The organism is Pelagibius sp. 7325 (assembly GCF_037652055.1).
Taxonomy (GTDB): Bacteria; Pseudomonadota; Alphaproteobacteria; order Kiloniellales; family Kiloniellaceae; genus Pelagibius.
In genome coordinates, this window is record NZ_JBBKAH010000015.1 from 20,430 (window position 1) to 43,867 (window position 23,438).

Genomic DNA, 23,438 nt, shown 5'->3' on the forward strand with positions numbered 1-23,438 from the left:
CCAGGCTCACCCGACTCCCCCACAATCACTCGGCACCGCTCCGGCGGGCTCATCCCCCGGCGTTGCCGCGGAGACGACGCGATAGGCCCGTTCCCTCGAAAGCGCAGACAGCAGTCCCTGCACGCCATCGTATCCGAGTCCCGCAGCGTAGCCCGCTACGTCTCTCGGCACACCGCGCCCGAGGCAGTTCTCAAAGTACCAGTCCAACAGGGCCCCTGACGATAGCGCAGAATGGGCAGCGGCCTCTGTTTTATGTCCACTCAATCGCTGCGCCTTGTCGCGGGCGCGCGCCGCCAGCGCCGCGTAGCGTCCCTCGCGCCGCAGAACGTCGAGCAGCGCGACGTCGAGTGCCGGACCGGCTTCTGCCGCCGCGGTTTCTGCCGCCGCCTCGAACGCGAGCAGGCGGTCAAGCCCGGCGCGGTCGAGATCGCAGGACTCCGCCCAGTCATCCAACGCGGCGCGCGACATCAGGCCGTGACGGTGACGCAGGCGGTCGAGCGCGGCACGGCGGCCCTCCTCATCCACAAGAACCGGCGCCGGCGCGGCCAGTTGCAGACACAGCAGTGCCGCCTCTCGCAGGGACAGATAGAGATCGGGATCGAGACGCAGTTCCTCCAGCACGTCGCGCTCTGCATTGCTGACCGCCGCCGCCCCATCAGCCGCTTCCTCGACGAACTGCGCCCATAGCGTGGTGCGTTCGAAGACGAAGGACTGCCTCTCCCCTTCTTGCCGCACTTCCCCGGAGGCAAGTCGCGCCAGCAGGCTGCGCGCATCGTCCTTTTTCTGAAACACCCGCCCTTCCGGCAGCCAGGACTTCAGCAATGCGGCTTGCCTCGGTTCGGCGCCGATTGCGTCCAACACCTCGGACAGTGCCTCGAAGCTGCGGTGGTGGTAGTAGCGCCGCTTAAAGGCGGCGACCAGCGCATCGCGCAGGGCCGCGTCGATCACGCCCGCTTGCGCCGCCGCCGCGCAGGTCTCGCGGATATCAACCATGGCATCGGACAGGGCGGGGAAGGCAAGCTCCGCCGGGCCGTGGATCACCGCCACCTCGTCGTCGTCCTCGAATATCTCGCCGTCGTAGGGCGCGTAGTGGCCGCTGCGGTACGCTTCGTAGATCTTGCCGTGGCCGACCATGCCGTAGGCCGCCAGTTCGGCGGCGCGCAGCGCGCCCATGCTGGCAGAGCCATAGACAGGGATGCCCTGGTCCAGTGCCCAGAGGATCTCCTTGTGCCACACCGAGGGCACTTCCTGAAAGTAGCCGTCGACCACAGCAATCGCCGAGGGTCGGCGCTGCATCACGAGCCGGTAGATGTCGCCCTGGCGTACCGGCGGGTGGTAGTCGGCAGCGAGCAAGGACTCCGCCTCCGCCAGCGGCAGGCTGGGTCCGAGGAACACGGCAACGGTCATGACGCGGCCTCCAGATCGGTACCAAGGCCGCAGGCCCGGGCGCGCGGTCCGGGGCGATAGTCGCTGCCGGCCCCCTGGTAGGCGCCTTCCAGCCCCGCGGCGACCACGCGCACCACCGGCAAACCGATGTCGGCCTTGGTGAGATCGACTGCCATAACCTGGGTGATGCCCCTGCCGCGCAGATGTGCCAGCACGCGCGCCAGGTCACCGTCGATGGTGGCGCCGCCAATGCTGGGCGTCTCCGCAAAGCTGAGCCGCGGCGGATCGGAAAGCCACAGACGCGCAGTGCGGTTGCGCGCCAGCTTCGCCGCACCGTCATAAGACTGCGGCACGTAGTCGTCGCGTGAGCCCGCGATGCGGGTGGTACGCGACTGCGCCGCCTCGGTGAGGGCGCGCAGCAGCGCCACCTCGCGGTCTGGGTGGCAGCCGGCACCCAGCTCAGCCTCTACCGCCACGTCGCTACGCGCGGCGACGGCGCAGCAGAAGACCGGCACGCCGAGATTGGAAGTGACGTCCCACAGGCCGACGTCGAGGCCCGCCTCGGCATAGTGCGCCAGCAGACCGCGGCAGGCGGACGAATCGACGCTTGCCGGATCCAGCTTGGTGGCGGCGCGCGCCTTTTCGCCGCCGAGGCGCCAGAGACTAAGGGCGTCGCGCTCGATCAGCTCGCAGAGCGCGTGCAGCGCCGCCTCGGTGAAGGAGTTGCCGGACGCGAGACCGTTGGTGTTTGCCGGAAACGCGAAACTGCCCTGCGGCTGTGGCAGGGTGTAGTTCGTCGACACCAGCTCCAGCGGCACCCAGAAGGTCTCGCCGTCGGCGAGGGCGGCTCCTTCGATCCACAGAATCTGCTGGCGCCGATCGAAAGTGCCCAGGCGCGAGCGCGGCAGGCCTTCAATGTCGATGACGCGGTGGTCGCGGCTCAACTCGTCGAAGGATGCCATCTTCAGCGGCAGGGTGATGGTCTCTCCGTGCCAGGTCTCCGCCGCTTCCATGAAGGCAGAGATCTTTGCCTCCGCCGGCGTCAGCCCCTTGCCCTGCGAAACGGCGATGGAGCGCGACAGCGGGCGGCTGGCCATGTAGACGGGGATGCCGATGGTGTCGAGGCCAGTGACGTTGGCAAGCCGCGTGATGCCCATGCGCTCGGCATGCGGCAGGAAGGCGCGCAGCGTTTCTTCAGGTCGCCGGCTGCGGTGCGTCCCGCCGCGATAGACCTTCGCCTCGCCGGCCCCGGCTGGGAGGGCGGTATCGGACAGCGGCGTCACGGCTTTCGGCTTGGCGGCATCCATGGCAGCCTTACGCCCCGCGGCGGTGCGCCGCGGTCATCAGAGACTGCGCCGCGACGTATTCCGCGGTACCGGTCAGGCCCTCCTGCCCGTGCAGATAGGATGCCAGAATATTGTAGGCATCGTCGGCGAGACCCTGGCTGCGCAACAATCCAGCAAGGCTGGTCGCCGCGCGCAGCTCCAGCATGATTGCCCCTTGCGCCTTCGCCAGATCCAACGCACCGCGGAAGGCGGCCAGCGCTGGCTCCGGATCGCCCGGCATGCGCAGCTGCAACAGATAGCCGACCCGCCGGCGCAGCTCCGGCAGCCAGATGCCGAGGCCGGTGGCTTCGAAACGCGCCTGGGTATCGGTTGCTTCCTCCAGGGCTTCGTCGATGCGTCCGTTGAGCGCCAGCACCTCAGCGAACATGTCATAGTAGACTGGGAAATCTTCCTGAGTGCCGATGACCTTCTGGCGTTCCAGGCCCTCGCGCAGCTCGGTCAACCCGCGCGACGGATCGCCGAGGCGCGCATGCGCCCAACCCGAGAAGATCAGCGCCTTGGCGCGGTGGTCGCTGAAACCGTGCTCGTCGGCAAAGGCGATCATCTCGTCGGCGATCCGCAGCACCTCCGCCGCATCGCGGCGGTAGAGGCGGTGCATGATGGCGATGTCCTGGTGATGCAGCCAGCTGCCGCCATGGCCCAGGGTCCCCATCCACTCTTGGCCCCTTCGCTCGGACTCCATCGCCTCGACGGGCCGCCCCAGCAGCCAGTAGACCAGCGCGCGTTCGCCGTGGCCGCAGACCTTCGCGTCGTGATTGCCGTAGAGCGTCGCGTGCGCGCGGTAATCGCTCTTGTCGTAGAGCGCCAGGCCGCAGTCGATGTGCTCGAGACAACCCTTGAAGTCACCCCGGTTGAAGTGCGAGGCCCACTGGCAGTGGTGTGCCTGCAACATAAGGCCTTCGTCCCGCCGGGTCTGGGCACGGCCCAGCAGTTCGTCGGCCCGGTGGTTCATCTCGTTGAAGTCGCGTGACAGCCGCCACCATCCCCAATAGACCGGGAAGTGATCCTGCGATTCCGGCAGCTTGCGGCACAACTCGTAGCCCCTGGCGTAGATCTCCTCGACTTCCTTGGAGCCGGGGCCGTGGAGAAAAATGAGCGCAGGGCCGAGCCGGATCAGAATCTGGAGACGTAGCTCCTGCATGTCCTTCCGTCCGGACAGCTGCTCAAGCGCTTCCAGGCCGCGGCGCAGATGGTGGACGGCTTCAACGATGGCCGACTGGGCGAGGCTGATGCGACCGGCCTTCAGCCAGAGACGCGCCGCCTCCTCGAAGGCACCCGCCGAGGAAAGGTGGTTCGCCAACAGGTCGGGGCGGTCTTCCTCGATGCGCGGGAACAGGCTGCGCAGGCCGCGCGCCGTCGCCGCGTGGAGGTGCTGGCGCTCCTCGCGCAGGAGCGAGTCGTAGGCCGCGTCCTGCACCAGGGCATGCTTGAAGACGAAGCTCTCCTTGCCGCGCTGGTCGATCTCGCGATAGATCAGGCCGGCGTCCGAGAGCGTGGCGAGTGCGGCATCCAGATAGGCCGGATCGAAATCGCCGACCTGGGAAACCAACTCGCGCGAGAACGACCGGCCGAGCACCGAGCCGACTTTGGCCACCGATTTCGCCTGGCCGACACGGTCGAGGCGCTCCATCAGCGAGTCGTGCAGCGAGATCGGCACACGCGCGCCGGCGCTGCGCACCGGGCGCCTGCCCTGGGACGACGCCCGCTCGAAATCCAGCTCGATGACCGTCTTCGTCAGCTCTTCGACGAACAGCGGAATGCCGTCGGTCTTCTCGGTGATCTCGCGAACCACCGCCTTGGTCAGGGACGTTCCCTGCGCGAGGCTGGCAATCAGGGCTGCGGTATCCGTCGCCGGCAGGCGGCCAAGCTCCAGACGGGTCACGTAGCCCCGCCCGATCCAACTGGCCGCGATCGCTTCGCGCGAGGTCGAGATGAGATAGATGCGCTCGCGTTCGATGGACCGGACAAGACGCTCGAAGAGCTCGATCGACGTCGGATCGAGCCATTGGTAGTCGTCGACGACGATCACAATGGGCCGCTCACGGCTGCGCCGCACGAAGAGATCGACCATGGTTTCCAGGGTGCGCTCGCGAGTCTGCTTGGCGGCGAGTTGCGACTGCGGGCGGTCGATCGAGACAGGCGACAGCAGGGCAGCGAAAATCTCCAGCCGGTTCTGGCGATCCGCGTCATCGCCGAGGATCACCTGGTCCAGTTTGTGCCGAATGGTCCCGGGACTGTCGCCGTGGTCGATGTTGGCGATGGCGCGGAACCGCTGGATCATCGGATGCAGTGGGCTGTCCTGGTTATAAGGTGTGCCCTGGTAGAACTGCACCGTCGCATCGTCGCCGACCTCGCGCAGGAACTGGTGCACGAAGCGCGACTTGCCGATGCCGGGTTCGCCGGAGATCGTCAGGACGCGGCCGTTGCCCTGCAGGACTTGCTGCCAGTGCTGGCGCGCGAGATCCAGCTGGTCGCTGCGGTCGGCGAAGGTTGACTGTTCCCAGCGGCCGTAGGACACCGACTGGCCGCCGCCGTTGCGTTCGCCCAGCAGGTGCCAGATGCGCACCGGCTCGGAAATGCCGTGGAAATCGCGGCGCCCGAGATCCTCGAAATCGAAACTGTCCTGAGTCAGCCGGTACGTAACGTCGGCCACCACGATCTCGTTCGGTCCGGCGAGGCCCTGCACGCGGGCGGCCAGGTTGGGCGCGATGCCTATCGCCGGCTGCTCCACCGCGGCACCGGCGCCGATCAGGTCGCCGACGATGACGACACCGGAGGCGATGCCGATGCGCACCGCCAGCTTGATGTCCTGCGGCAGCGCCAGTTCGCCGATCCCCGCGGTGATCGCCAGGGCGGCCTGCAGGGCGTGGGAGGGCGCGTCCTCGTGCGCCATGGGATAGCCGAAGTACGCCAGGATGCCGTCACCGACGAAGCGGGCGATATAGCCTTCGTGATTGCCGATGATGCCGGCGCAGAAATTCTGATAGTGCCGCACGACATCCAGCAGGTCCTCGGCCTCCAGGCGCTCGGAGAGCACCGTGGAGCCGACGATGTCGCAGAACATCACTGTCAAATGCCGGCGCTCGGCACGCACCGGCTCGCCCGCGTTCCGGGCGGTCAGGGCCACCGCCGGCGCGGAGCCGGCCGTGGCCAGGGACTGGGCGGCCCGCAGCAGGCGCCGCCGCTGGCCGAGCGAAAGGCCCAGGCCGGTGAGATCGTCTTCCGTCAGCTCGCCGACGATGTCGAGGGCGATGTCGTTCTTCTCGAACAGGTCGGAAAGGCCACCCAGGCCGATGGCCATGAGCCAGCGCCGCACGGCCGTCATGCCGCCGTCCCCCGTCCGTCCGCCGGAATCAGCCGGCGTCTCGGGCTGCGGGGCGGTATCCCGAGGCTCCCCGCTCCCACCGGCGTCACGGCCCGTTGGCGACAACGGATCTGTCTTCCTGGTATCTTGCGGCATCGCCGACGCACCCGCCCCCTCGGTTGCGAAAAAGTAGAGTTAATAGTGTAGCGCCGTCCCAAAATCGCGTCTCCCCTTGTGTAGCCATCCTACTGACGGGGAAATGCCGCTGATGTGCGTTCTACTACACTTTTAGGATGTTTTCGGCGCGCCGTGGGACTACCACCAACGCTGCGCGATGGTCTCTCAACCGGCGATGGCTAGCCGCGCACGGCCCCCTCCCGGCGCCGGTTGTACGGGACAACCCCGCCGATTTGCTCGGTAATTTCATTGGCCGCCTTGACGACCCGCGCCCCGAGCTCGCCCAGGCGGGTCTCGGTGACCCGCACCGAGGGGCCGGACAGCGAAACGCCGGCGATCACTTCTGCGTGTTCGTTGTGGATCGTCGCCGCGACGCAGCGCATGCCCACCGTGTGCTCCTCGTCATCGACCGCCCAGCCGCGCTCGCGCACCCGCGCCAACTCGGCCCGCAGGGCCGCCGGATCGATCAGGGTCTTGTCGGTGAAGCGCGGCATGCCCTTGCGATGCAGCAGGTCGGCCACCGTCGCCTCGTCCATCTCCGCCAGCATCGCCTTGCCGACCGCCGAGGCATGCATCGGCGCCCGCCGACCGGGACGGAAGAAGGCGCGCATCGGCGCATGGCTCTCGAACTGCGTCACATAGACCAGCTCGTTCTGGTCCTCGACGGCCAGATTCACGGTCTCGCCGACGTCTTCCATCAGCCGCCGCATCACCGGCCGGCCCAGGGTTACGATACGGCGGTTGCGCAGGAAGGCGTTGCCGACGTTGAAGGCGCCGACGCCGATCACCCAGACGCCGTACTCCTCGTCGAAGGCGGCGAAGCGGCGCTGCAGCAGGGTGGTCAACAGCCGGTGGGTGGTGGAGGGCGCCAGGCCGACCGATTGCGCCAGGTCGGTCAGCGTCATGCCATCGGCCTCGGCCAGGCGTTCCAGGATCGACAGTGCGCGATCGAGCGACTGCACCTGCCCGACCCCCTTGCCCGCCGGGGCCGCACTCTTGCGCGCGGCCGCCCGGCTGGCGTCCCGCGTCTTCGTGGCGGTCTTGGCCATGCGGCGAATCTCCCCTCCCCTGTCCCCTGTCCGGGCTTTTGCACTCCCGGGCCTGTGAATCCCGGTCCCTGCGTCGTTTGCGTCGGGCCGCCGCAGCATAGAGGGCAAAGCCTCACCCTGTCAGCAGCCGCTTCGCTGCCCCGATATTAGATGGTTTTGGCCAACGTTTCCATTTTTAGACCGGATAAATCTCTTATTTTTCCGCTCTTTTCCGGCACCCGTTCTCATGTATTCCATCATACGGAACACTATTCCATTATATTTGACTCATGACATGCCCGATGGCATCCTCTGGGCCGGAACAAGAACGACACCCAGTCTGCTGGCATCCGCGGCACGCCAAGCCCCGCGGCAGCAGAATTGAGGCGGAGGAACGAAAATGACCCTGATGACCGCAGCAGAAGCCGCCGTTCGCGTCATGGAGAAGGAGGGCGTGAGCGTCGCCTTCGGCGTCCCCGGCGCAGCGATCAACCCGCTCTATGCCGCCATGAAGAAGCGCCAGTCGATCGACCACGTGCTGGCGCGCCATGTCGAGGCCGCCTCCCACATGGCCGAGGGCTATACCCGGGCGGAGCCGGGCAACATCGGGGTGTGCATCGGCACCTCAGGGCCGGCGGGCACCGACATGATCACCGGGCTCTACTCCGCCCAGGCCGACTCCATCCCGATCCTCTGCATCACCGGCCAGGCGCCGCGCGCCAAGCTGAACAAAGAGGACTTCCAGGCGGTCAACATCCAGGAGATCGCCAAGCCGGTGACCAAGTGGGCGGTGACGGTGATGGAACCGGCGCTGGTGCCGCGGGTGCTGCAGCAGGCTTTCCACCTGATGCGCTCCGGCCGGCCGGGGCCCGTCCTCATCGACCTGCCGCTCGACGTGCAGCTGGCCGAGATCGAGTTCGACGACGAGACCTACGAGCCCTTGCCGGTCTACAAGCCGGCCGCCAGCCGCAGGCAGGTCGAAAAGGCGATGACGATGCTGAACGCGGGGGAGCGGCCGGTGATCGTCGCCGGCGGCGGCATCATCAATGCCGACGCCGCTGACCTGCTGGTCGAATTCGCTGAGCTGACCGGCATTCCGGTCATCCCGACGCTGATGGGCTGGGGTGTCCTCCCCGACGACCACCCCCTGATGGCCGGCATGGTCGGGCTGCAGACCAGCCACCGCTACGGCAACGCCAGCTTCCTGCGCTCCGACTTCGTGCTCGGCATCGGCAACCGCTGGGCCAACCGTCACACCGGCTCCATCGATGTCTACACCAGGGGCCGCAAGTTCATTCACGTCGACATCGAGCCGACGCAGATCGGCCGCGTCTTCGCGCCCGACTACGGCATCGTCTCAGACGCCAAGGCGGCACTGGCCCTCTTCGTCGAGGTGGCGAAGGAATGGAAGGCCGCCGGCAAGCTGAAGGACCGCAAGGCCTGGGCGCGCGAATGCGATCACCGCAAACAGAACATGCTGCGCAAGAGCCACTTCGACGTCGTGCCGCTGAAGCCGCAGCGCGTCTACGAGGAAATGAACGAGGCCTTCGGACGCGACACCCGCTACATCACTACCATCGGCCTGTCGCAGATCGCCGCCGCGCAGTTCCTCCACGTCTACAATCCGCGCAACTGGATCAACTGCGGCCAGGCCGGTCCCCTGGGCTGGACCCTGCCGGCGGCGCTCGGCGTGCGCAAGGCCTGCCCGAAGGGTGAGATCGTCGCCATCTCCGGCGACTACGACTTCCAGTTCATGATCGAGGAGCTGGCCGTCGGCGCCCAGTTCAAGCTGCCCTATATCCACGTGGTGGTGAACAACGCCTATCTGGGCCTGATCCGCCAGGCGCAGCGCGGCTTCGACATGGACTACAACGTCCAGCTCTCGTTCGAGAACGTGAACGCACCGGATCTCGGTCAGTACGGCGTCGACCACGTGAAGGTTGCCGAGGGTCTGGGCTGCAAGGCGATCCGCGTGACCAGCCCCAACGAGTTCAAGGAGGCCTTCGCCAGGGCCAAGGCGCTGATGGATGAGCACCAGGTTCCCGTCGTGGTGGAATTCATCCTGGAGCGGGTCACCAACATCTCCATGGGCATGGAGATCGACGCGGTGAACGAGTTCGAGGAAACGCTCTGTCTCGACCCGACGCTTGGCCCCGACGGCCTGCCCAAGGGCAAGGAACGGGCGCTCGAGCCGGCCGAATAGCACCGGCGCCAAGTGGCCTGCGCGCCAGACCGGCGCGCGATTTCATCCGGCTATCATTGACTCCGGCCCGCCCCGGGCCTGTAAGCTGTCGAAAAAATCGTGAGGAGGAACGCAAGAATGCCCAAGTTCGCTGCCAATCTGTCGATGCTCTACGGTGAGCACGATTTTCTCGACCGCTTCGCGGCGGCCGCGAAGGACGGCTTCCGGGGCGTCGAGTACCTCTTCCCCTACGCCTTCGAGAAGGAAGTCCTCGCCGAAGCGCTGAAGGCCAACGGCCTCGTACAGGTGCTGCACAACATGCCGGGCGGCGACTGGGACGCCGGCGAGCGCGGCCTCGCCTGCCTGCCCGACCGCGTCGGCGAATTCCAGGACGGCGTCGGCAAAGCGATCGACTATGCGAAGGCGCTGGGCTGCAGCCAGCTGCATGCCATGGCCGGCGTGCGGCCGCAAGGCGGCGATCCCGACAAGCTGGACGAGACCTATATCGAGAACTTGCGCTTCGCCGCGGCGAAGACCAAGCAAGCCGGCATCAAGCTGCTGATCGAGGCGATCAACACCATCGACATCCCGGGCTTCTACCTCTCGACCTCGGCGCAGGCCCTGGCGGTGATCGACACCGTCGGCTCGGACAACCTCTACTTCCAGTACGACATCTATCACATGCAGATCATGGAAGGCGACCTGGCCCGCACCATCGAGAAGAACCTCGCCAGGATCCCGCACATGCAGCTGGCCGACAATCCCGGCCGCCACGAGCCGGGCACCGGCGAGATCAACTACGGCTTCCTCTTCGACGCCATCGACCGCATGGGCTACAAGGGCTGGATCGGCTGCGAGTACAAGCCCAAGGCGGGCACCTCGGCCGGCCTCGGCTGGCTGCGCCCCTACCTCACCGCCAGCGCCGCCGCCGAATAAGAGCGCGCGCATCAGAAAGATCAGTGAAAGGAACGGAAAGTCATGGCAAAGATCGGATTCATCGGCCTCGGCATCATGGGCGCGCCCATGGCCGGCCACCTCCTGGACGGCGGCCACGAGGTCACCAGCTGCACTCACCGTAAGGCGCCGCCGGACGCGCTGACCAAGAAGGGCCTGAAGGTCGTCAAGACGCCAAAGGACGTCGCCGCGGCCAGCGAGATCGTCATCACCATGGTGCCGGACACGCCGCAGGTCGAGGCCGTGCTGTTCGGCGAGAACGGCGTCGCCGAGGGCCTGAAGAAGGGCACGCTGGTGATCGACATGAGCTCGATCTCGCCCATCGAGACCAAGACCTTCGCGAAAAAGATCAACGACCTCGGCTGCGACTACCTGGACGCTCCGGTCTCCGGCGGTGAGGTCGGCGCCAAGGCCGCTTCGCTCACCATCATGGTCGGCGGCACCGATGCCGCCTTCGAGAAGGCCAAGCCGGTCTTCGCCCTGATGGGCAAGAACATCACCCTGGTCGGTCCGAACGGCGTCGGCCAGACCACCAAGGTCGCCAACCAGATCGTCGTCGCCCTGACCATCGAGGCCGTAGGCGAGGCGCTGGTCTTCGCCTCCAAGGCCGGCGCCGATCCCGCCAAGGTGCGCCAGGCGCTGATGGGTGGCCTCGCCTCCTCGCGCATCCTCGAGGTGCACGGCGAGCGCATGATCAAGCGCACCTTCGATCCCGGCTTCCGCATCGAGCTGCACCAGAAGGATCTGAACCTTGCCCTGCAGGGCGCCAAGGCGCTGGGCGTCAGCCTGCCCAACACGGCGACCGCCCAGGAACTCTTCAACGCCTGCGCCGCCAACGGCGGCTCGGGCTGGGACCATTCCGCCATGGTGAAGGCCCTGGAGCTGATGGCCAACCACCCGGTGGCCGAGGACTCCGCCGCCTCCGCTGCCGCGGAGTAAACTGCTTCTGCGCAGAAGTCCTATCCCTGCGACTGACAGCCCGCCGGCTCATGCCGGCGGGCTTTTTCTTTCGGACCTATAACCCAAAAAAAGCAGCCCTAAGTCGGATAACAACTAGATCTAGTAGCATGTGCCGCGTAAGCTGAGGCAGCTTTTTTGTATTTCCCCTTCGGAGGATATCGTCAACAACCAGCTTGAACAGAGCGGACTCTCAAAGCTGATACTGGTCAGCCAGGACCTTCAGTTCCTAGCTCACTTGAGGCAAGAAGTGAGTACGATTGGCGTTGAGTTTCTGTCGTTGTCAGACCTCAATTTGCCGGAACCGCAGGTGTACGAACGCGACGCGTGCCTCGCTCTCAAAACCAAGGGGGCGGTCATTTCCGCCGACACGGGTTTGCCGGCCATCGTCTATGGTCGTTATTTTGTGATCGACCCATTGTTGAGATACGGCGGCGGTGGGCCTCAATGGCGATGGTCGGTTCCTTGGTCAGGATCGGAAGAGGACCTTGTGGCCGATATTTTTGAGGCAGAGGACACCCTGAATCGGAATGGATACTGTGGACCCGATGACAGGGGCGCACTCTTCCAAACGCTCCTGTGTCTGGTCTGGCCCGATTCTCAGTCGCAGATCTTTGAAGGCCGACTGGAGGGCCAGGTCGCACCGCTGTTTCACCGGAGGCGATTGCACGATTGGCCGCATCGCTTTGAAGGCTGCTTCGTGCCGAACGAAGAAATTGCTGTCACCCCAACCCCGATTTCTGGACTGGCCGCATGGAGTTTGGATCAGGCGCAAGCTGTTTGTGCCTTGCGGCGTTCTCTCGAGACATTGTGAGGCGACTAGAAGGCTAAGAGCATAACGATGTCGGCGAATGTCCACCTTATTTCACCTCCCAAGACTCGATGATTGAACCGGGCATCAAGACAGAATCGTCAATCGTACGATACTTCAGCTTTGGCGCGCACTGTTCCGGGTAGCGGGACCAGAAAGCCTTCCTGGTGGCGTCATCCGGCGTGACCGGCTCGACTGTTCGAACCCCTTTCTTGCGCCGGCCTTTGAGCTGGACCCAGCCACAGCCGGGCAGATAGCGGAATCGCCCCCGTCGGGTCTGTTGTCGACGCTCCTCTGGGGAGCAGATGCCGCCTACATCAGAGAAGCGCAGCTCACTGCCCGGAGCCCGGCGAGCGATCTTTTTCAGCTGGTCCTCGAAGGGCAGCTTGTCGAAGCCGAGAAGCTGTCCGTCGTCATCCAGAACAGCATCCCGCTGGTTCCATCGAAAAAAAATCGCCTCATCGATATAACGGTAGATGTGCTGTTTGCCCACCAGGTGGAAGACACCAATCAGCGCACGCTCAAGCACTGAGCCGAAGGCCTCGGCCGTATTCGAGTGAACGACGTCATCGAGATCATCGTCACGCCGGGCGAACTCCTTCTTGTGGTGGACGACAGAACGATGGTCCGAGAAGTCCTTTCCGATCTTCGCGTAGCCGCTGGCAGCATCCGACATGATCCGGGCATCGGGGCTTACGACGCTGCCGGCGAAACCCCTCAGGTTTGCCTCGGAGTCATTCTCCAGTAGTACGGCCCGTACAGGGCCGAGCCTCTGAGCGGCGATGCCAATGAGCTGCTTCGCTGTGCCCTTTCCTCGTTTGTGCGTGACGCTTTTTTTGAACCGCGGAGCACCGCCGAAGTACTTCTCGTCCAATTCGACAGTGCAGGTCAGCAGTTGGCCGAACTCATGCCGTTGTGACAGCAGGAGGCGCAGCGCATGGCAGATCTTCCTGGCCGACTTCTGAGAGATGCCGAGCCAGGATGCCATTACGACCGAGGACACGCCTTTGCTCGATTCGAGCATCAGATAGATGCCCTGGATCCATTTCCACAACGGCAGCTTGGTTGAGTGGAGAGGCGTTTTTGTCGTCACAGTGAATTGCCGGCGGCACTCCGGCTCGGCACACTGATAGAGGCCTGGACGCGCTGTCCGACCACGAATCGGGGAGCTGTGAAGGCTTCCGCAATGGGGGCAGAAGCGACCCTCTGGCCAGATCGCCCCTTCAAGAAAATGCCGGCACGCGTCTTCGTCCGGGAACTTCTCCCGGAGCTGGTCGATGGACAGCCGTCGCTTCGGCCGCCACCGCTTCGGCGCCTGAATGTCGTCGATCGTGTCCAGCAAGATGCAGAAGTCCTCAGGTAGGAGGAGCCCACTACATCTTGTGATGGAGAGATTTCGGTCGATTTAAGAAACAGGGTTAACAGGCCAAATAGAATCAATGAGTTAGCGGACCAAAGATCAACGCAGCTTTGTTTGGGTTATAGGTCCGTTTTCTTTATCGAGCGACGGGATTCAGCAGGATCGGTGAGCGTCCAGGATCGCCGCGATCGAGCGCTCTACGTCGTCGTCCGTGGTCGCCCAGGACGAGACGCTGATGCGCATCGCCGCACGCCCCTTCCAGGTCGTGCCGCCGCACCAGCAGGTGCCTGCGTCCTGAACCGCGGCGAGCACACGCCTTGTCCTGTCATCGTCACCGAAGGCGGCGACAACCTGATTGAGCACGACATCGTTGAGGATCTCCGCACCGCCCGCGGCAAGGCCTTCGGCCATGCGCCGCGCCTGGCGGCAGTGGCGCTCGATCATCTCCGCAAGACCGGCGCGCCCCAGCGCCTTCAGCGCGGCCCAGACCTCGACCGCGCGGGCACGCCGCGAACTCTCCGGCGTGTAATGCATGGCGTCGCGATGCGCGCTGGTCATCAGGTAGGCGCCGCTGATCGACATCGCGCGGGCGAGCGCCGCCGGATCGCGCACCAGGGCAAGGCCGCAGTCGTAGGGCACGTTCAGCCACTTGTGTGCGTCGGTCGCCCAGGAGTCCGCCTCGCGGAACCCCTCGGCCAGGCTTTCCTGCTCCTTGGACGCCAGCGCCCAGAGGCCGAAGGCGCCGTCGACATGCACCCAGGTGTTGGACTCGCGCGCCCAGGCGATGGCCTCGGCCGCCGGGTCGAAGGCGCCGGAGTTCACGTTGCCGGCCTGGAGGCAGAGGATGGCCGGGCCCTTGACGGCCGGCAACCCCTCGGCCCGCAGCCGTCCCTCGCCGTCCGCCGGCACGCGCAGCACCCGCTCGCGCCCGAGGCCCAGCAGCGACAGCACCTTGTAGAGCGTGGCATGCGCCTCCTCGCCCACGATCACGGTGACCGGTGGCGCGCCGAACAGGCCGTCGCGGTCGGCGTCCCAGCCGGCATCGGCGAGCACTTTGTTCCGCGCCGCCGCCAGGCAGGTGAAGTTGGCCATGGTCGCGCCGGTGCAGAGCGCGCCTTCCGCCTGCATCGGCAGGCCCAGCGCCTGCTTCAGCCAGCGCAGCGCCGTTGCCTCGAAGGCTGCGGCGGCCGGCGAGCTGACGAAGCTGAAGGCGTTCTGGTCCCAGGCGGCAGCGAGCACCTGCGCCGCGACCGTGGCCGGCAGGGCGCCGCCGGTGACGAAGCCGAAGTAGCGCCCGCCGGCGCTGGCCACCGTGGCGGGGGAGCCGTGCTCGTCGAGAAAGTCGAGAATCGCCTCGGCGCTTCCGGGGCCGGCCGGCAGCGGCCCGTCGAGGGCCTCGGTGAGCCGCTCGACGGCGCCCGGCAAGGGCCCCGCAGGGCGCTCCGGCAGGGCGCTCAGGTAGTCGGCCGCCCGCGCCGCGGCTTCGGCCAGGAGTTCACGGGTGGTCGTGTCGGTCATGGTGCATCCTGCGGTGAAGCGGCGATGGCGGCGGCGAAGGGTCCCGAACAGATTACGCAGGCTGCCGCCGATTGCTAGTCTGCCGGAGACGCCTTTTCAATTCGGACGGTTGGCAGGCGCAGGCGCGGCGGCTATCAGGAAACAGCCCAGTTGCCCGCCCCCCGGGAGTCGCCTGCCGATGATCCTCACCCTTGCCGTCTCCGGCTACCGCTCGCTGCGCGACCTGGTCCTGCCGTTGGAGCGGCTAAACGTGGTGACGGGCGCGAACGGCAGCGGCAAGTCCAGCTTCTACCGCGCGCTTCGCCTGCTGGGCGAGGCCGCGCAGGGCCGGATCATTCCCTCGCTCGCCGCCGAGGGCGGCCTCGAGTCAACGCTCTGGGCCGGCCCGGAGAGTTTCTCCCGCGCCATGAAGGCCGGCGAGGCGCCGGTGCAGGGCACCGTCCGGCGCGAGAGGGTGAGCCTGAAGCTCGGCTTCGCCTCGGAAGACTACGGCTACGCCATCGACCTCGGCCTGCCGGTCAGCAGCGGCCACTTTCACGACGGCCAGATGGCGATCCCATCGATGTTCAGCCAAGATCCGGTCATCAAGGCCGAGGCCGTGTGGATCGGCGAGGTGCTGAAGCGCAGCAACCTCATCGCCTCGCGCGGCGGCGCCGGCGTTCATATCCTGGATGAGCGGGGCAATCGCGCGACCGTCATCACCGACCTCGCCCCCTTCGACAGCATGATGACCCACGCGGCCGATCCGCGCGGCGCGCCGGAGCTGCTGGCGCTGCGCGAGCGCATGCGCGGCTGGCGCTTCTACGACCATTTCCGCAGCGATCCGGAAGCGCCGGCGCGGCGTCCTCAGGTCGGCACCCGCACGCCGGTACTTGCCTCGGACGGCGCCGACCTTGCCGCCGCCCTGCAGACCGTCCGCGAGATCGGCGACCCGGCCGCCCTGCACGACGCCATCGAGGATGCCTTTCCCGGCAGCACCGTCGAGATCGAAAGCGCCGGCGGCCTTTTCGAGGTGACCATGCGCCAGCACGGCCTGCTGCGGCCGCTGCGCGTGGCGGAACTCTCCGACGGCACCCTGCGCTACCTGTTGCTGGCAGCGGCGCTGCTGACGCCGCGCCCGCCTTCCCTCATGGTGCTGAACGAGCCGGAGACCAGCCTGCATCCCGACCTGTTGCCGCCGCTCGCGCGCCTCATCGCCGCGGCGGCGCGGCGCTCCCAGGTCATCGTGGTGACCCACGCGCGCGCCCTGGTCGACGCGCTGGAAGGCGAGCCGGACAGCGCACTCTTCGTGCTGGAAAAGCAGCTCGGCGAGACGCTGGCGCCGGGCTTCGAGGGGCCCGCCTGGAACTGGCCGAAACGCTAAACCGCGCGCTTCCGCCGGGCGCCGCCGGCCTCGCGGCGCACCAGCGCGACGAAGCGCCTTGCCGCCGCCGCATGGTCGACGCTGCGGCAGGCGAGGCGCAGCGGCGCGACCAGCCGCGGCCGGCCGACCAGCGGACGGTAGACGATGGCCTCGGGCTGCAGAACCGCCAGCGACTGCGGCACCAGGGTAACGCCCAGGCCCGCCGCGACCAGGTTCAGCGTGGCGGTAATGCGCGGCGCCTCCTGCTCGGTGCGCGGCGTGAAACCGGCCGCCTGGCAGGCGCCGACGATGGCGTCGTGCAGGCCTGGCCCTGAGGCGCGGCGGTAAAGCACGAAGGCCTCGGCGGCCAACTCGGCGAGCGCCAGCGGCTTACGCTTGCGAGCCAGGGGGTGGCTCGCCGGCAGTGCCGCGAACATCGGCTCGTCGAAGAGATTGTAGAAGGTGATCCCCTCCACCCCGGTGACCGCGGAGCGCACGAAGGCGACGTCGATGCGCTCGGCCCTGAGATCCGCCACCAGCTCCGCCGTGCCGCTCTCCTCCAAGGTGAGCGAGACCAGCGGGTGCGCGGCGCGGAAGTCGCGGATGATCCGGGTGACGAAAGGATGAAAGGGCGCCGAGGCGGTGAAGCCGACGGCGATACGCCCCTGCTCGCCGCGCGCCGTGCGCTGCGCCTTGGCGAGCGCGCCTTCCACCTCGCCGAGGATGCGCCTCGCGTCGGTCAGCAGGCTCTCGCCCGCCTCGGTGAGCTCGACGCCGCGCGGCTTGCGGCGGAACAGCTGCACCTCCAACTCGGTTTCCAGTGCCTTGATCTGCTGGCTCAAGGGCGGCTGCTGGATGCCGAGGCGCTCGGCGGCGCGGGTGACGTGCCCTTCCTCCGCGACGGCGACGAAATAGCGCAAATGCCGCAGGTCCATATCATATGCTTTCCATATGGATATTGGGCTATCGATATATTGGATATGTGGGCGCAAGGCCAGTAGGAATCTCCCAAAGCCGTGAAACAAGAGACTTTGGAGAGATCAGATGGTGGAGATCGACTCGACTCCCGACATGGTGGCGCGCAGCCTGGGGCGCAGCGCCGCCACCCTCAATGCCGTGCGCCGCTGGATCGGCCGGCCGCTCACCCTCGCCGACAAGCTGCTGCTCGGCCACCTCGACGACCCACAGCGCCAGGAGGCCCGCCCCGGCAAAACGCAGCTGAAGCTGCGCCCCGACCGCGTCGCCTTCCAGGATGTGCTGGGCCAGAGCGGCATGCTGCAGTTCATGCAGACCGGCCTCGACCGCGTCGCCGTGCCGACCTCGATCCACTGCGACCATCTGATCCAGGCACGGGTGAACGGCGCCTCCGACCTCGCCGCCTCGCGCAATGAGAACGGCGAGGTCTACGACTTCCTGCGCTCCGCCGCCGCGCGCTACGGCTGCGGCTTCTGGCAGCCGGGCGCCGGCATCATCCACCAGGTGATTCTGGAAAACTACGCCTTCCCCGGCTGCATGATCATCGGCACCGACTCGCACACGCCCAACGGCGGCGGCCTCGGCGCCTGCGCGGTGGGCGTCGGCGGCGCCGATGCGGTGGAGGTCATCGCCGGCCTGCCGTGGGAACTGCTCTATCCGCGCCGCATCGCCGTGGTGCTGACGGGAAAGCTCGACGGTTGGGCGGCACCCAAGGACGTCATCCTCTGGCTCGCCGGCCGGCTCGGCGTCGCCGGCGGCACCAACGCGATCATCGAGTACATCGGCCCCGGCGCGCGCACCCTGAGCGCCACCGGCAAAGCGACCATCTGCAACATGGGCGCCGAACTGGGTGCCACCACCTCGGTCTTCCCCTACGACGACCACATGGGACTCTATCTGAAGGCGACCGGGCGCGGCTCCCTGGTGCCGATCGTCGCAGGCGCCCGCGACCTGCTGACGCCGGATGCCGAAGCCGAAGCGGATCCCGCCGTTCACTACGATCAGGTGGTCGAACTCGACCTCTCCTCCCTGGAGCCGCACATCGTCGGGCCGCACTCGCCGGACCGGGCGAGGTCGCTCTCGGCGCTGGCCGCCGAGGTCGCCGATCCCGCCAACGGCTTCGTCGATGCCATCTCCACGGCGCTCATCGGCAGCTGCACCAACTCCTCCTACGAGGACATGAGCCGCGCCGCGGACGTCGCCGCGCAGGCGGCGGCCCACGGCCTCGCCGCCGCAGCACCCTTCCTGGTTACCCCGGGCTCCGAGCGGGTGCGCGCCACCATCGCCCGCGACGGTCAGATGCAGACGCTCAGCGCAATCGGCGGCACCGTGCTGGCCAACGCCTGCGGCCCGTGCATCGGCCAATGGCGCCGCAGCCAGAACGCCACCGCACAGCCGAACACCATCGTCACCTCCTACAACCGAAACTTCCCGGCCCGCAACGACGGCCAGCCGGCGACCATGAACTTCATCGCCAGCCCGGAAATCGTGACCGCCCTGGCGCTGGCCGGGCGGCTCTCCTTCGACCCGCGCCGCGACACGCTGACCGGCGCAGACGGCAGGCCGTTCAAACTCGAACCGCCGCAGCCGGCGCCGGAAGTGCCGCCGGCAGGATTCGTCAGCGACCGCAGCGCCTACGTCGCGCCGCCCGCCGACGGCCGCGGCGTCGAGATCGTCATCGCCCCCGACAGCGAGCGCCTGCAGGCTCTCACCCCTTGGCCGGCCTGGGACGGTCAGGACTTCATCGATGTGCCGGTGCTGGTGAAGGCCAAGGGCAAGACCACCACCGACCAGATCTCGCCCGCCGGACCCTGGCTGGCGCTGCGCGGCCACCTCGACCGCTTCAGCGACAACCTGCTCTCTGGCGCGGTGAACGCCTTCACCGGCGCGCGCGGCACGGGCCTCAACCTGCTGAGCGGAGCCACCGACGAGTCCTTCTCCGCCACTGCACGGCAGTACCGTGCGGCGGGCCTGAAGTGGGTGGTGATCGGCGATGCCAACTACGGCGAGGGCTCCAGCCGCGAGCACGCCGCCCTCTCGCCGCGCCTCCTGGGCGGCGCGGCGGTCATCGCCCGCAGCTTCGCGCGCATCCACGAAACCAACCTGAAGAAGCAGGGCCTGCTGGCCCTCACCTTCTGCGACGCGGCGGACTACGAACGGGTGCGCGCCGATGACCGGATGAGTCTCCTCGATCTCGCCGGGATGGCGCCGGGCAAGCCGGTCGCCTGCCGCCTCGCCCACGCCGACGGCACCGTCGAGGAGTTGGCTTTGAACCACTCCTACACGGAGGAACAGCTCGCCTGGTTCCGCGCCGGCTCTGCTCTCAACGTCATGCGGGCGATGACGGAGAAGGATGCGCTCAGCGCTTGAAGGCACTTGAGCATAGGGGGCATCGGGTGTTCCACCCGACGCCCCCTATGCCGACCAGTCCCACTGTCGTATAGTTGATCTGATTACTGCGCTGGCCGATCAGCAAGCACGACAAAATGAAGTATAAGAACATCTATTCGGCGATTCACAACTTCGGCGACTCCTTCGTCAGCTTCACGAATTACGTGGACGAAGGATTCGTCGTCGATGACCTCAACGCCATTCACAATCAAGGCCGCGACATCGAGATCGATTGGCTGACCAAGACGTTTGAGCCGTCACCTTTGGCGACTAACCGGATTAAGAAATCAATCGATTTCTTCCACAAGGATCTGGAACGCTTCCTGCAAGCTCAAAGCGTCGATGTGACGAAGTTGACCGCCTTGCGCTTTCACTGGCCGGCCTGGAAGGCGAGATATATGGAGGCCACAGACGATCGGGGGAAACGCTACAAGATCTTCGTTCAGGCGCTGAAGTGAAGGCCCCTCAGCGCTTGAAGGTGTCCATCGCCATGGAGATGCGCACGGCCGTAGTGAGCCAGCAGAGCGCCCCGAAGATCCAGGCGAACCAGGGGAAGAGGTCGGGCAGCAGGCAGATCGCGACAAACAGCGCGATGGTCTCCGTCCCCTCGGTGAGGCCGCCGAGGTAGTAGATCGACTTCTCGCCGCGCGCCGCCGTGGTGATGCCGCGCTTGGCGGCCACCGCGGCGAAGGCGAGGAAGGAGGCCCCGGTGCCGACGAAGCTGAAGATCAGGAAGGCCGCCGGCAATGCCTGCTCGGGCCGCCCGACGGCGAAGAAGAACACCACGCCCGAGTAGAACAGGAAGTCGAGCACGATATCGAGATAGCCGCCGAGATCGGTCAGGCGCGCGTGGCGGGCGACCGCGCCGTCCAGGCCGTCGGCCAGGCGGTTCAGCAGGATCAGCGCCAGGGCGGCGGGGTAGCTCTCCAAGGCGAGCAGCGCCCAGGCGCCGACGCCGATGCCGAAGCCGGTCCAGGTGACGCTGTTGGCGCTGACGCCGAGACGCGCGAGCCGTCGCCCGAGACTGTCGAGCGGCGGGTCGATGATCCTGCGCAGGCGGGCGTCCAGCATGGCCTTCCCTTACCCCGGCGGCAGGCGCGACGCCAGAGCTTGCCGGATCACGCTTGCGTCAGGACATATCCCCTTATCCCATATCCCCTTATCCCATATCCACGTAGCGGCCGAGCCGTACCGCCGAGGCGCCGGGGTTGAGCCGGCGCGAGGGCATGATGAGCACGCAGTCGTCGTAAGGGGTCTTGATCGGTTTGTCGCCGTCGTAGGCGATGATGCTGCCCGCCTTGGGGATGACCTCCAGGCCCATGAACTCCTGGATGAAGCGAAAACCATCGCTTTCGATGGTGACCGGGCCGGTCACCTCGACGAAGCGCTGCACGGGCAGTTCGACCCCGTCCAGCCCGGCCGCCGCCCAGTCGGGATCGACCATCTCGTTCACCAGCAGGAAGCGCAACGCCGTGTGAATGGCGATCGGGCCGGAAGCCGCTTCCCAGTGCTGGCCGCACTCCATCAGCAGGGCGTTCTTCGGACTGGCCGGGTCGGCGAAGCCCTCGTAGTCGCGCATGCGCTTGCCGGCGGCGTGGCCGGCGTCGGTCACCACGATCTCCGGCAGGCCGACGGCCTTGGCCAGTTGGCGTCCCTTGGCCAGCGGCCCGGCCATCATCATCGCCGGCTGCTTGCGCTGCATGGAGTGGATGTCGAGCAGCATATCCACGGTGTCGATGTAGGGCCGCACCGCCCGCGCGCGGGTCAGCTCGGCCGACTGGCGCGCCGGATCGTCCAGCACCTCCGCCGTCCACAGCCTGTTGAAATCCTCGTCGATGAAGCGCGAAGCGGTCGGATTGGCGGGATCGAAGCTGAGATAGGCCGCGACGTTCATGAAGCCGAGGGAGAGTGCGCCGCGCAGCGGTTTCACGTCGTGCTTGAACAGCCAGTCGAGCGCAATGGCGCCGCACAGCTCGTTGCCGTGCACCACGGCGGTGATCATCACGTGCGGGCCCGGCTTGCCGCTGTCGAAGCGGGTGATGTAATCGAAGCCGGTGTTGCCGGCCTTGTAGGGTGCAATGTCCGGCGCTTTCAGCTCGATGGGGTGGTTGTCGTTCATCTTCAATCGTCTCCCTGCCCTGCGGCCAGTCGCCGGGCTTCCTGTTGTTTGCCTGCACCGCCCGGCCACGCCGCCTCGCGGTCGAGCGGAAAGATCCCAGGCCGCACGTGGCGGTAAGGCAGCTGCGCCAGGTCGGCGGTGCCCCAGTCGGGCGTGTCGACGATGACGATGGCGGCGGCCAGCGGCTGGTAGACCGCGCGGAAATGAGTCTTGGAGCGCAGCAGCACGATGTCCTGCGCGGTGACGTCGATGCCGAACTGCTCCAGCGCGTCGAGGTCGATGGCCGAGGTGCAGACCGAGATCACGCTGACCGTCACCGTGCCCAAACGCAGCAGCGCCGCCGGGCCGAGGTCGATGCGGCGGCCCTGGCGCATGGGCCCGGTCCCGGTGAAGACCTTGTGCCCCGCCCAGAGCACTTCGGCTTCCGCCTCGACCGGCCCGCCGGCGCGCTCCGACGACTTGCCGCCAAGCGAGACCTTGATCCTGGCGCCGGCACCCGCCTGCACCGCCGCCCCGGCCGTCTCGGCGTCCCACAGATAAGGACAGTGCACGGCAAGGCCGTCGGCGTCCTCGATCAGACGCTGCAGCGCCCAGGTGGAATCGTTGAATCGGTCGGCGTGCTCCAGCAGCACCACCGGCCTCTCGTTCGCCCGCGCGATCCGCTTCGCCTTGGCGAGGCCGGCGTCGAGGTCGTCGACCAGTTCTTCGTGCAGCAGCGCCTCGCGCAGCGTCCACACCCGCCAGGCCAGACGCTCGGCCTCCTGCTGCGCCAGTTCGCGGCTGCCGTCGGCCACCACCGCGACCGAGAAGCCAAGGTCCGGCGTGTCGGCATAGGCAAAGCCGCAGAACACCGAGGCGTCGAGGATGCCGGGCACCTTCTTGGGCAACGCCAGCGAGTCGGCGACGATGTCCTGCAGCGGTGCCAGCGCCGTGGCGGTGAAGATCGACGGCAGCGTCACCGGGGGCTTCACCAGGGCGACCTGGGGATCGGCGGTGCCGTTCAGCTTGGCCAGCAGACAGCGTGCCGCCCGCGCACCGGTCTCCGCCATGTCGACATGCGGCGAAAAATGAAAGCCGAAGAGCGCGTCGCAGAGCTCGGCGGTACGCGGTGAGAGGTTGGCGTGCAGATCGAAGCCGACCATCACCGGTACATCGAAGCCGCAGCGCTCGCGCAGGGCCTGCAGCAGGTCGCCCTCCGGATCGGTGCGGCTGGGCGTCGTCATGGCGCCGTGCAGGAACAGCAGCACGCCGTCCAGCGGCCCGGCGCCGGCGATGCCGTCCAGGATCTCGTCGCGATAGCGCTGGAAGGATTCGTCGCTGGCGTGCCCCGCCGCCGAGCAGTCGGTATAGACCAGCGGCACGATCTCCGCGCCCGCGTCCTGCAGCACCTGCAGGAAGCCGCCGCCGACGCTGGCGGTGCCGGCCAAGTCCTCGATCAGCTGTTGCCCGCGGCGTGCCTCGTGCTCGAAGTCCGCGATCCCGGTCTCCACCGGCAGGAAGGATACCGACTCCAGCGCGAAGCCGCCGACGGCGACACGCCATGCCTTGGAATTCACCCGACTACTCACAATCGTCCCTCAACCCGACT

At 66.9% G+C, this 23,438-nt stretch carries 17 protein-coding genes; 7 read left to right on the plus strand and 10 right to left on the minus strand.

Going from position 1 to position 23,438, the window contains the following annotated elements:
• Positions 1-6 precede the first annotated feature (6 nt).
• The 4 genes from WDC82_RS24285 to bhcR all read right to left on the minus strand — a co-directional run bounded on the left by WDC82_RS24285 (position 7) and on the right by bhcR (position 7,262).
• Positions 7-1,407 (minus strand): TfuA-like protein, encoded by a 1,401-nt coding sequence (locus tag WDC82_RS24285; protein WP_340120027.1) that lies wholly within the window; start codon positions 1,405-1,407, stop codon positions 7-9.
• The gene (locus WDC82_RS24290; protein WP_340120028.1) at positions 1,404-2,693 is read right to left on the minus strand and encodes a YcaO-like family protein; all 1,290 of its coding nucleotides are present in this window, start codon (positions 2,691-2,693) and stop codon (positions 1,404-1,406) included. Before WDC82_RS24290 ends, WDC82_RS24285 begins: the two co-directional genes overlap by 4 nt.
• A 7-nt stretch (positions 2,694-2,700) precedes the next feature.
• The gene (locus tag WDC82_RS24295; RefSeq protein WP_340120029.1) at positions 2,701-6,057 is read right to left on the minus strand and encodes an AAA family ATPase; all 3,357 of its coding nucleotides are present in this window, start codon (positions 6,055-6,057) and stop codon (positions 2,701-2,703) included.
• Between the two features lie 335 nt (positions 6,058-6,392).
• Positions 6,393-7,262, minus strand: a complete 870-nt coding sequence (bhcR, locus tag WDC82_RS24300) for an HTH-type transcriptional regulator BhcR (protein WP_340120030.1) — start codon at positions 7,260-7,262, stop codon at positions 6,393-6,395.
• 379 nt (positions 7,263-7,641) lie between these two features.
• Here bhcR and gcl point away from each other — a divergent pair, with 379 nt between their 5' ends.
• The 4 genes from gcl (at position 7,642) to WDC82_RS24320 (ending at position 12,148) form a co-directional block, all read left to right on the plus strand.
• Entirely contained in the window at positions 7,642-9,444 is a 1,803-nt protein-coding gene (gene gcl, locus WDC82_RS24305; protein WP_340120032.1) for a glyoxylate carboligase, read from the plus strand.
• 117 nt (positions 9,445-9,561) lie between these two features.
• Positions 9,562-10,359, plus strand: a complete 798-nt coding sequence (otnI, locus tag WDC82_RS24310) for a 2-oxo-tetronate isomerase (RefSeq protein ID WP_340120034.1) — start codon at positions 9,562-9,564, stop codon at positions 10,357-10,359.
• Between the two features lie 42 nt (positions 10,360-10,401).
• Entirely contained in the window at positions 10,402-11,316 is a 915-nt protein-coding gene (gene glxR / locus WDC82_RS24315) for a 2-hydroxy-3-oxopropionate reductase (RefSeq protein ID WP_340120035.1), read from the plus strand.
• A gap of 130 nt (positions 11,317-11,446) precedes the next feature.
• Complete coding sequence (locus WDC82_RS24320; protein WP_340120036.1) at positions 11,447-12,148, plus strand: hypothetical protein; 702 nt, start codon at positions 11,447-11,449, stop codon at positions 12,146-12,148.
• 46 nt (positions 12,149-12,194) lie between these two features.
• On the opposite strand, the gene WDC82_RS24325 is transcribed toward WDC82_RS24320, so the two are convergent.
• Both WDC82_RS24325 and WDC82_RS24330 read right to left on the minus strand, forming a co-directional pair.
• The gene (locus tag WDC82_RS24325) at positions 12,195-13,487 is read right to left on the minus strand and encodes an IS1595 family transposase (protein WP_340120037.1); all 1,293 of its coding nucleotides are present in this window, start codon (positions 13,485-13,487) and stop codon (positions 12,195-12,197) included.
• Between the two features lie 171 nt (positions 13,488-13,658).
• On the minus strand, positions 13,659-15,023 hold the full coding sequence (locus tag WDC82_RS24330; protein ID WP_340120038.1) for a pyridoxal-dependent decarboxylase: 1,365 nt from the start codon (positions 15,021-15,023) through the stop codon (positions 13,659-13,661).
• Between the two features lie 178 nt (positions 15,024-15,201).
• Between WDC82_RS24330 and WDC82_RS24335 the strand changes: the two genes are divergently transcribed.
• Positions 15,202-16,386, plus strand: a complete 1,185-nt coding sequence (locus tag WDC82_RS24335) for an AAA family ATPase (RefSeq protein WP_340120039.1) — start codon at positions 15,202-15,204, stop codon at positions 16,384-16,386.
• Here the strand turns inward: WDC82_RS24335 and WDC82_RS24340 are convergent.
• The gene (locus WDC82_RS24340) at positions 16,383-17,300 is read right to left on the minus strand and encodes a LysR family transcriptional regulator (RefSeq protein WP_340120041.1); all 918 of its coding nucleotides are present in this window, start codon (positions 17,298-17,300) and stop codon (positions 16,383-16,385) included. The genes WDC82_RS24335 and WDC82_RS24340 overlap by 4 nt on opposite strands.
• Before the next feature lie 109 nt (positions 17,301-17,409).
• Between WDC82_RS24340 and WDC82_RS24345 the strand changes: the two genes are divergently transcribed.
• Positions 17,410-19,710 carry an aconitate hydratase gene (locus WDC82_RS24345; protein ID WP_340120042.1) on the plus strand — a complete coding sequence of 767 codons (2,301 nt, stop codon included), beginning with the start codon at positions 17,410-17,412 and terminating at the stop codon, positions 19,708-19,710.
• Between the two features lie 116 nt (positions 19,711-19,826).
• Positions 19,827-20,189, plus strand: a complete 363-nt coding sequence (locus tag WDC82_RS24350) for a hypothetical protein (protein WP_340120043.1) — start codon at positions 19,827-19,829, stop codon at positions 20,187-20,189.
• A gap of 7 nt (positions 20,190-20,196) precedes the next feature.
• Here the strand turns inward: WDC82_RS24350 and WDC82_RS24355 are convergent, their stop codons facing one another.
• From WDC82_RS24355 to WDC82_RS24365, 3 genes are all read right to left on the minus strand, one after another.
• Positions 20,197-20,802, minus strand: coding sequence for a CDP-alcohol phosphatidyltransferase family protein (locus tag WDC82_RS24355; protein WP_340120044.1), 606 nt, complete (start codon positions 20,800-20,802; stop codon positions 20,197-20,199).
• An 88-nt stretch (positions 20,803-20,890) separates the two neighbouring features.
• Positions 20,891-21,850, minus strand: a complete 960-nt coding sequence (locus WDC82_RS24360; RefSeq protein ID WP_340120045.1) for a M14 family metallopeptidase — start codon at positions 21,848-21,850, stop codon at positions 20,891-20,893.
• Positions 21,851-21,852: 2 nt separating this feature from the next.
• Complete coding sequence (locus WDC82_RS24365; protein WP_340120046.1) at positions 21,853-23,406, minus strand: M81 family metallopeptidase; 1,554 nt, start codon at positions 23,404-23,406, stop codon at positions 21,853-21,855.
• Between the last annotated feature and the right edge of the window lie 32 nt (positions 23,407-23,438).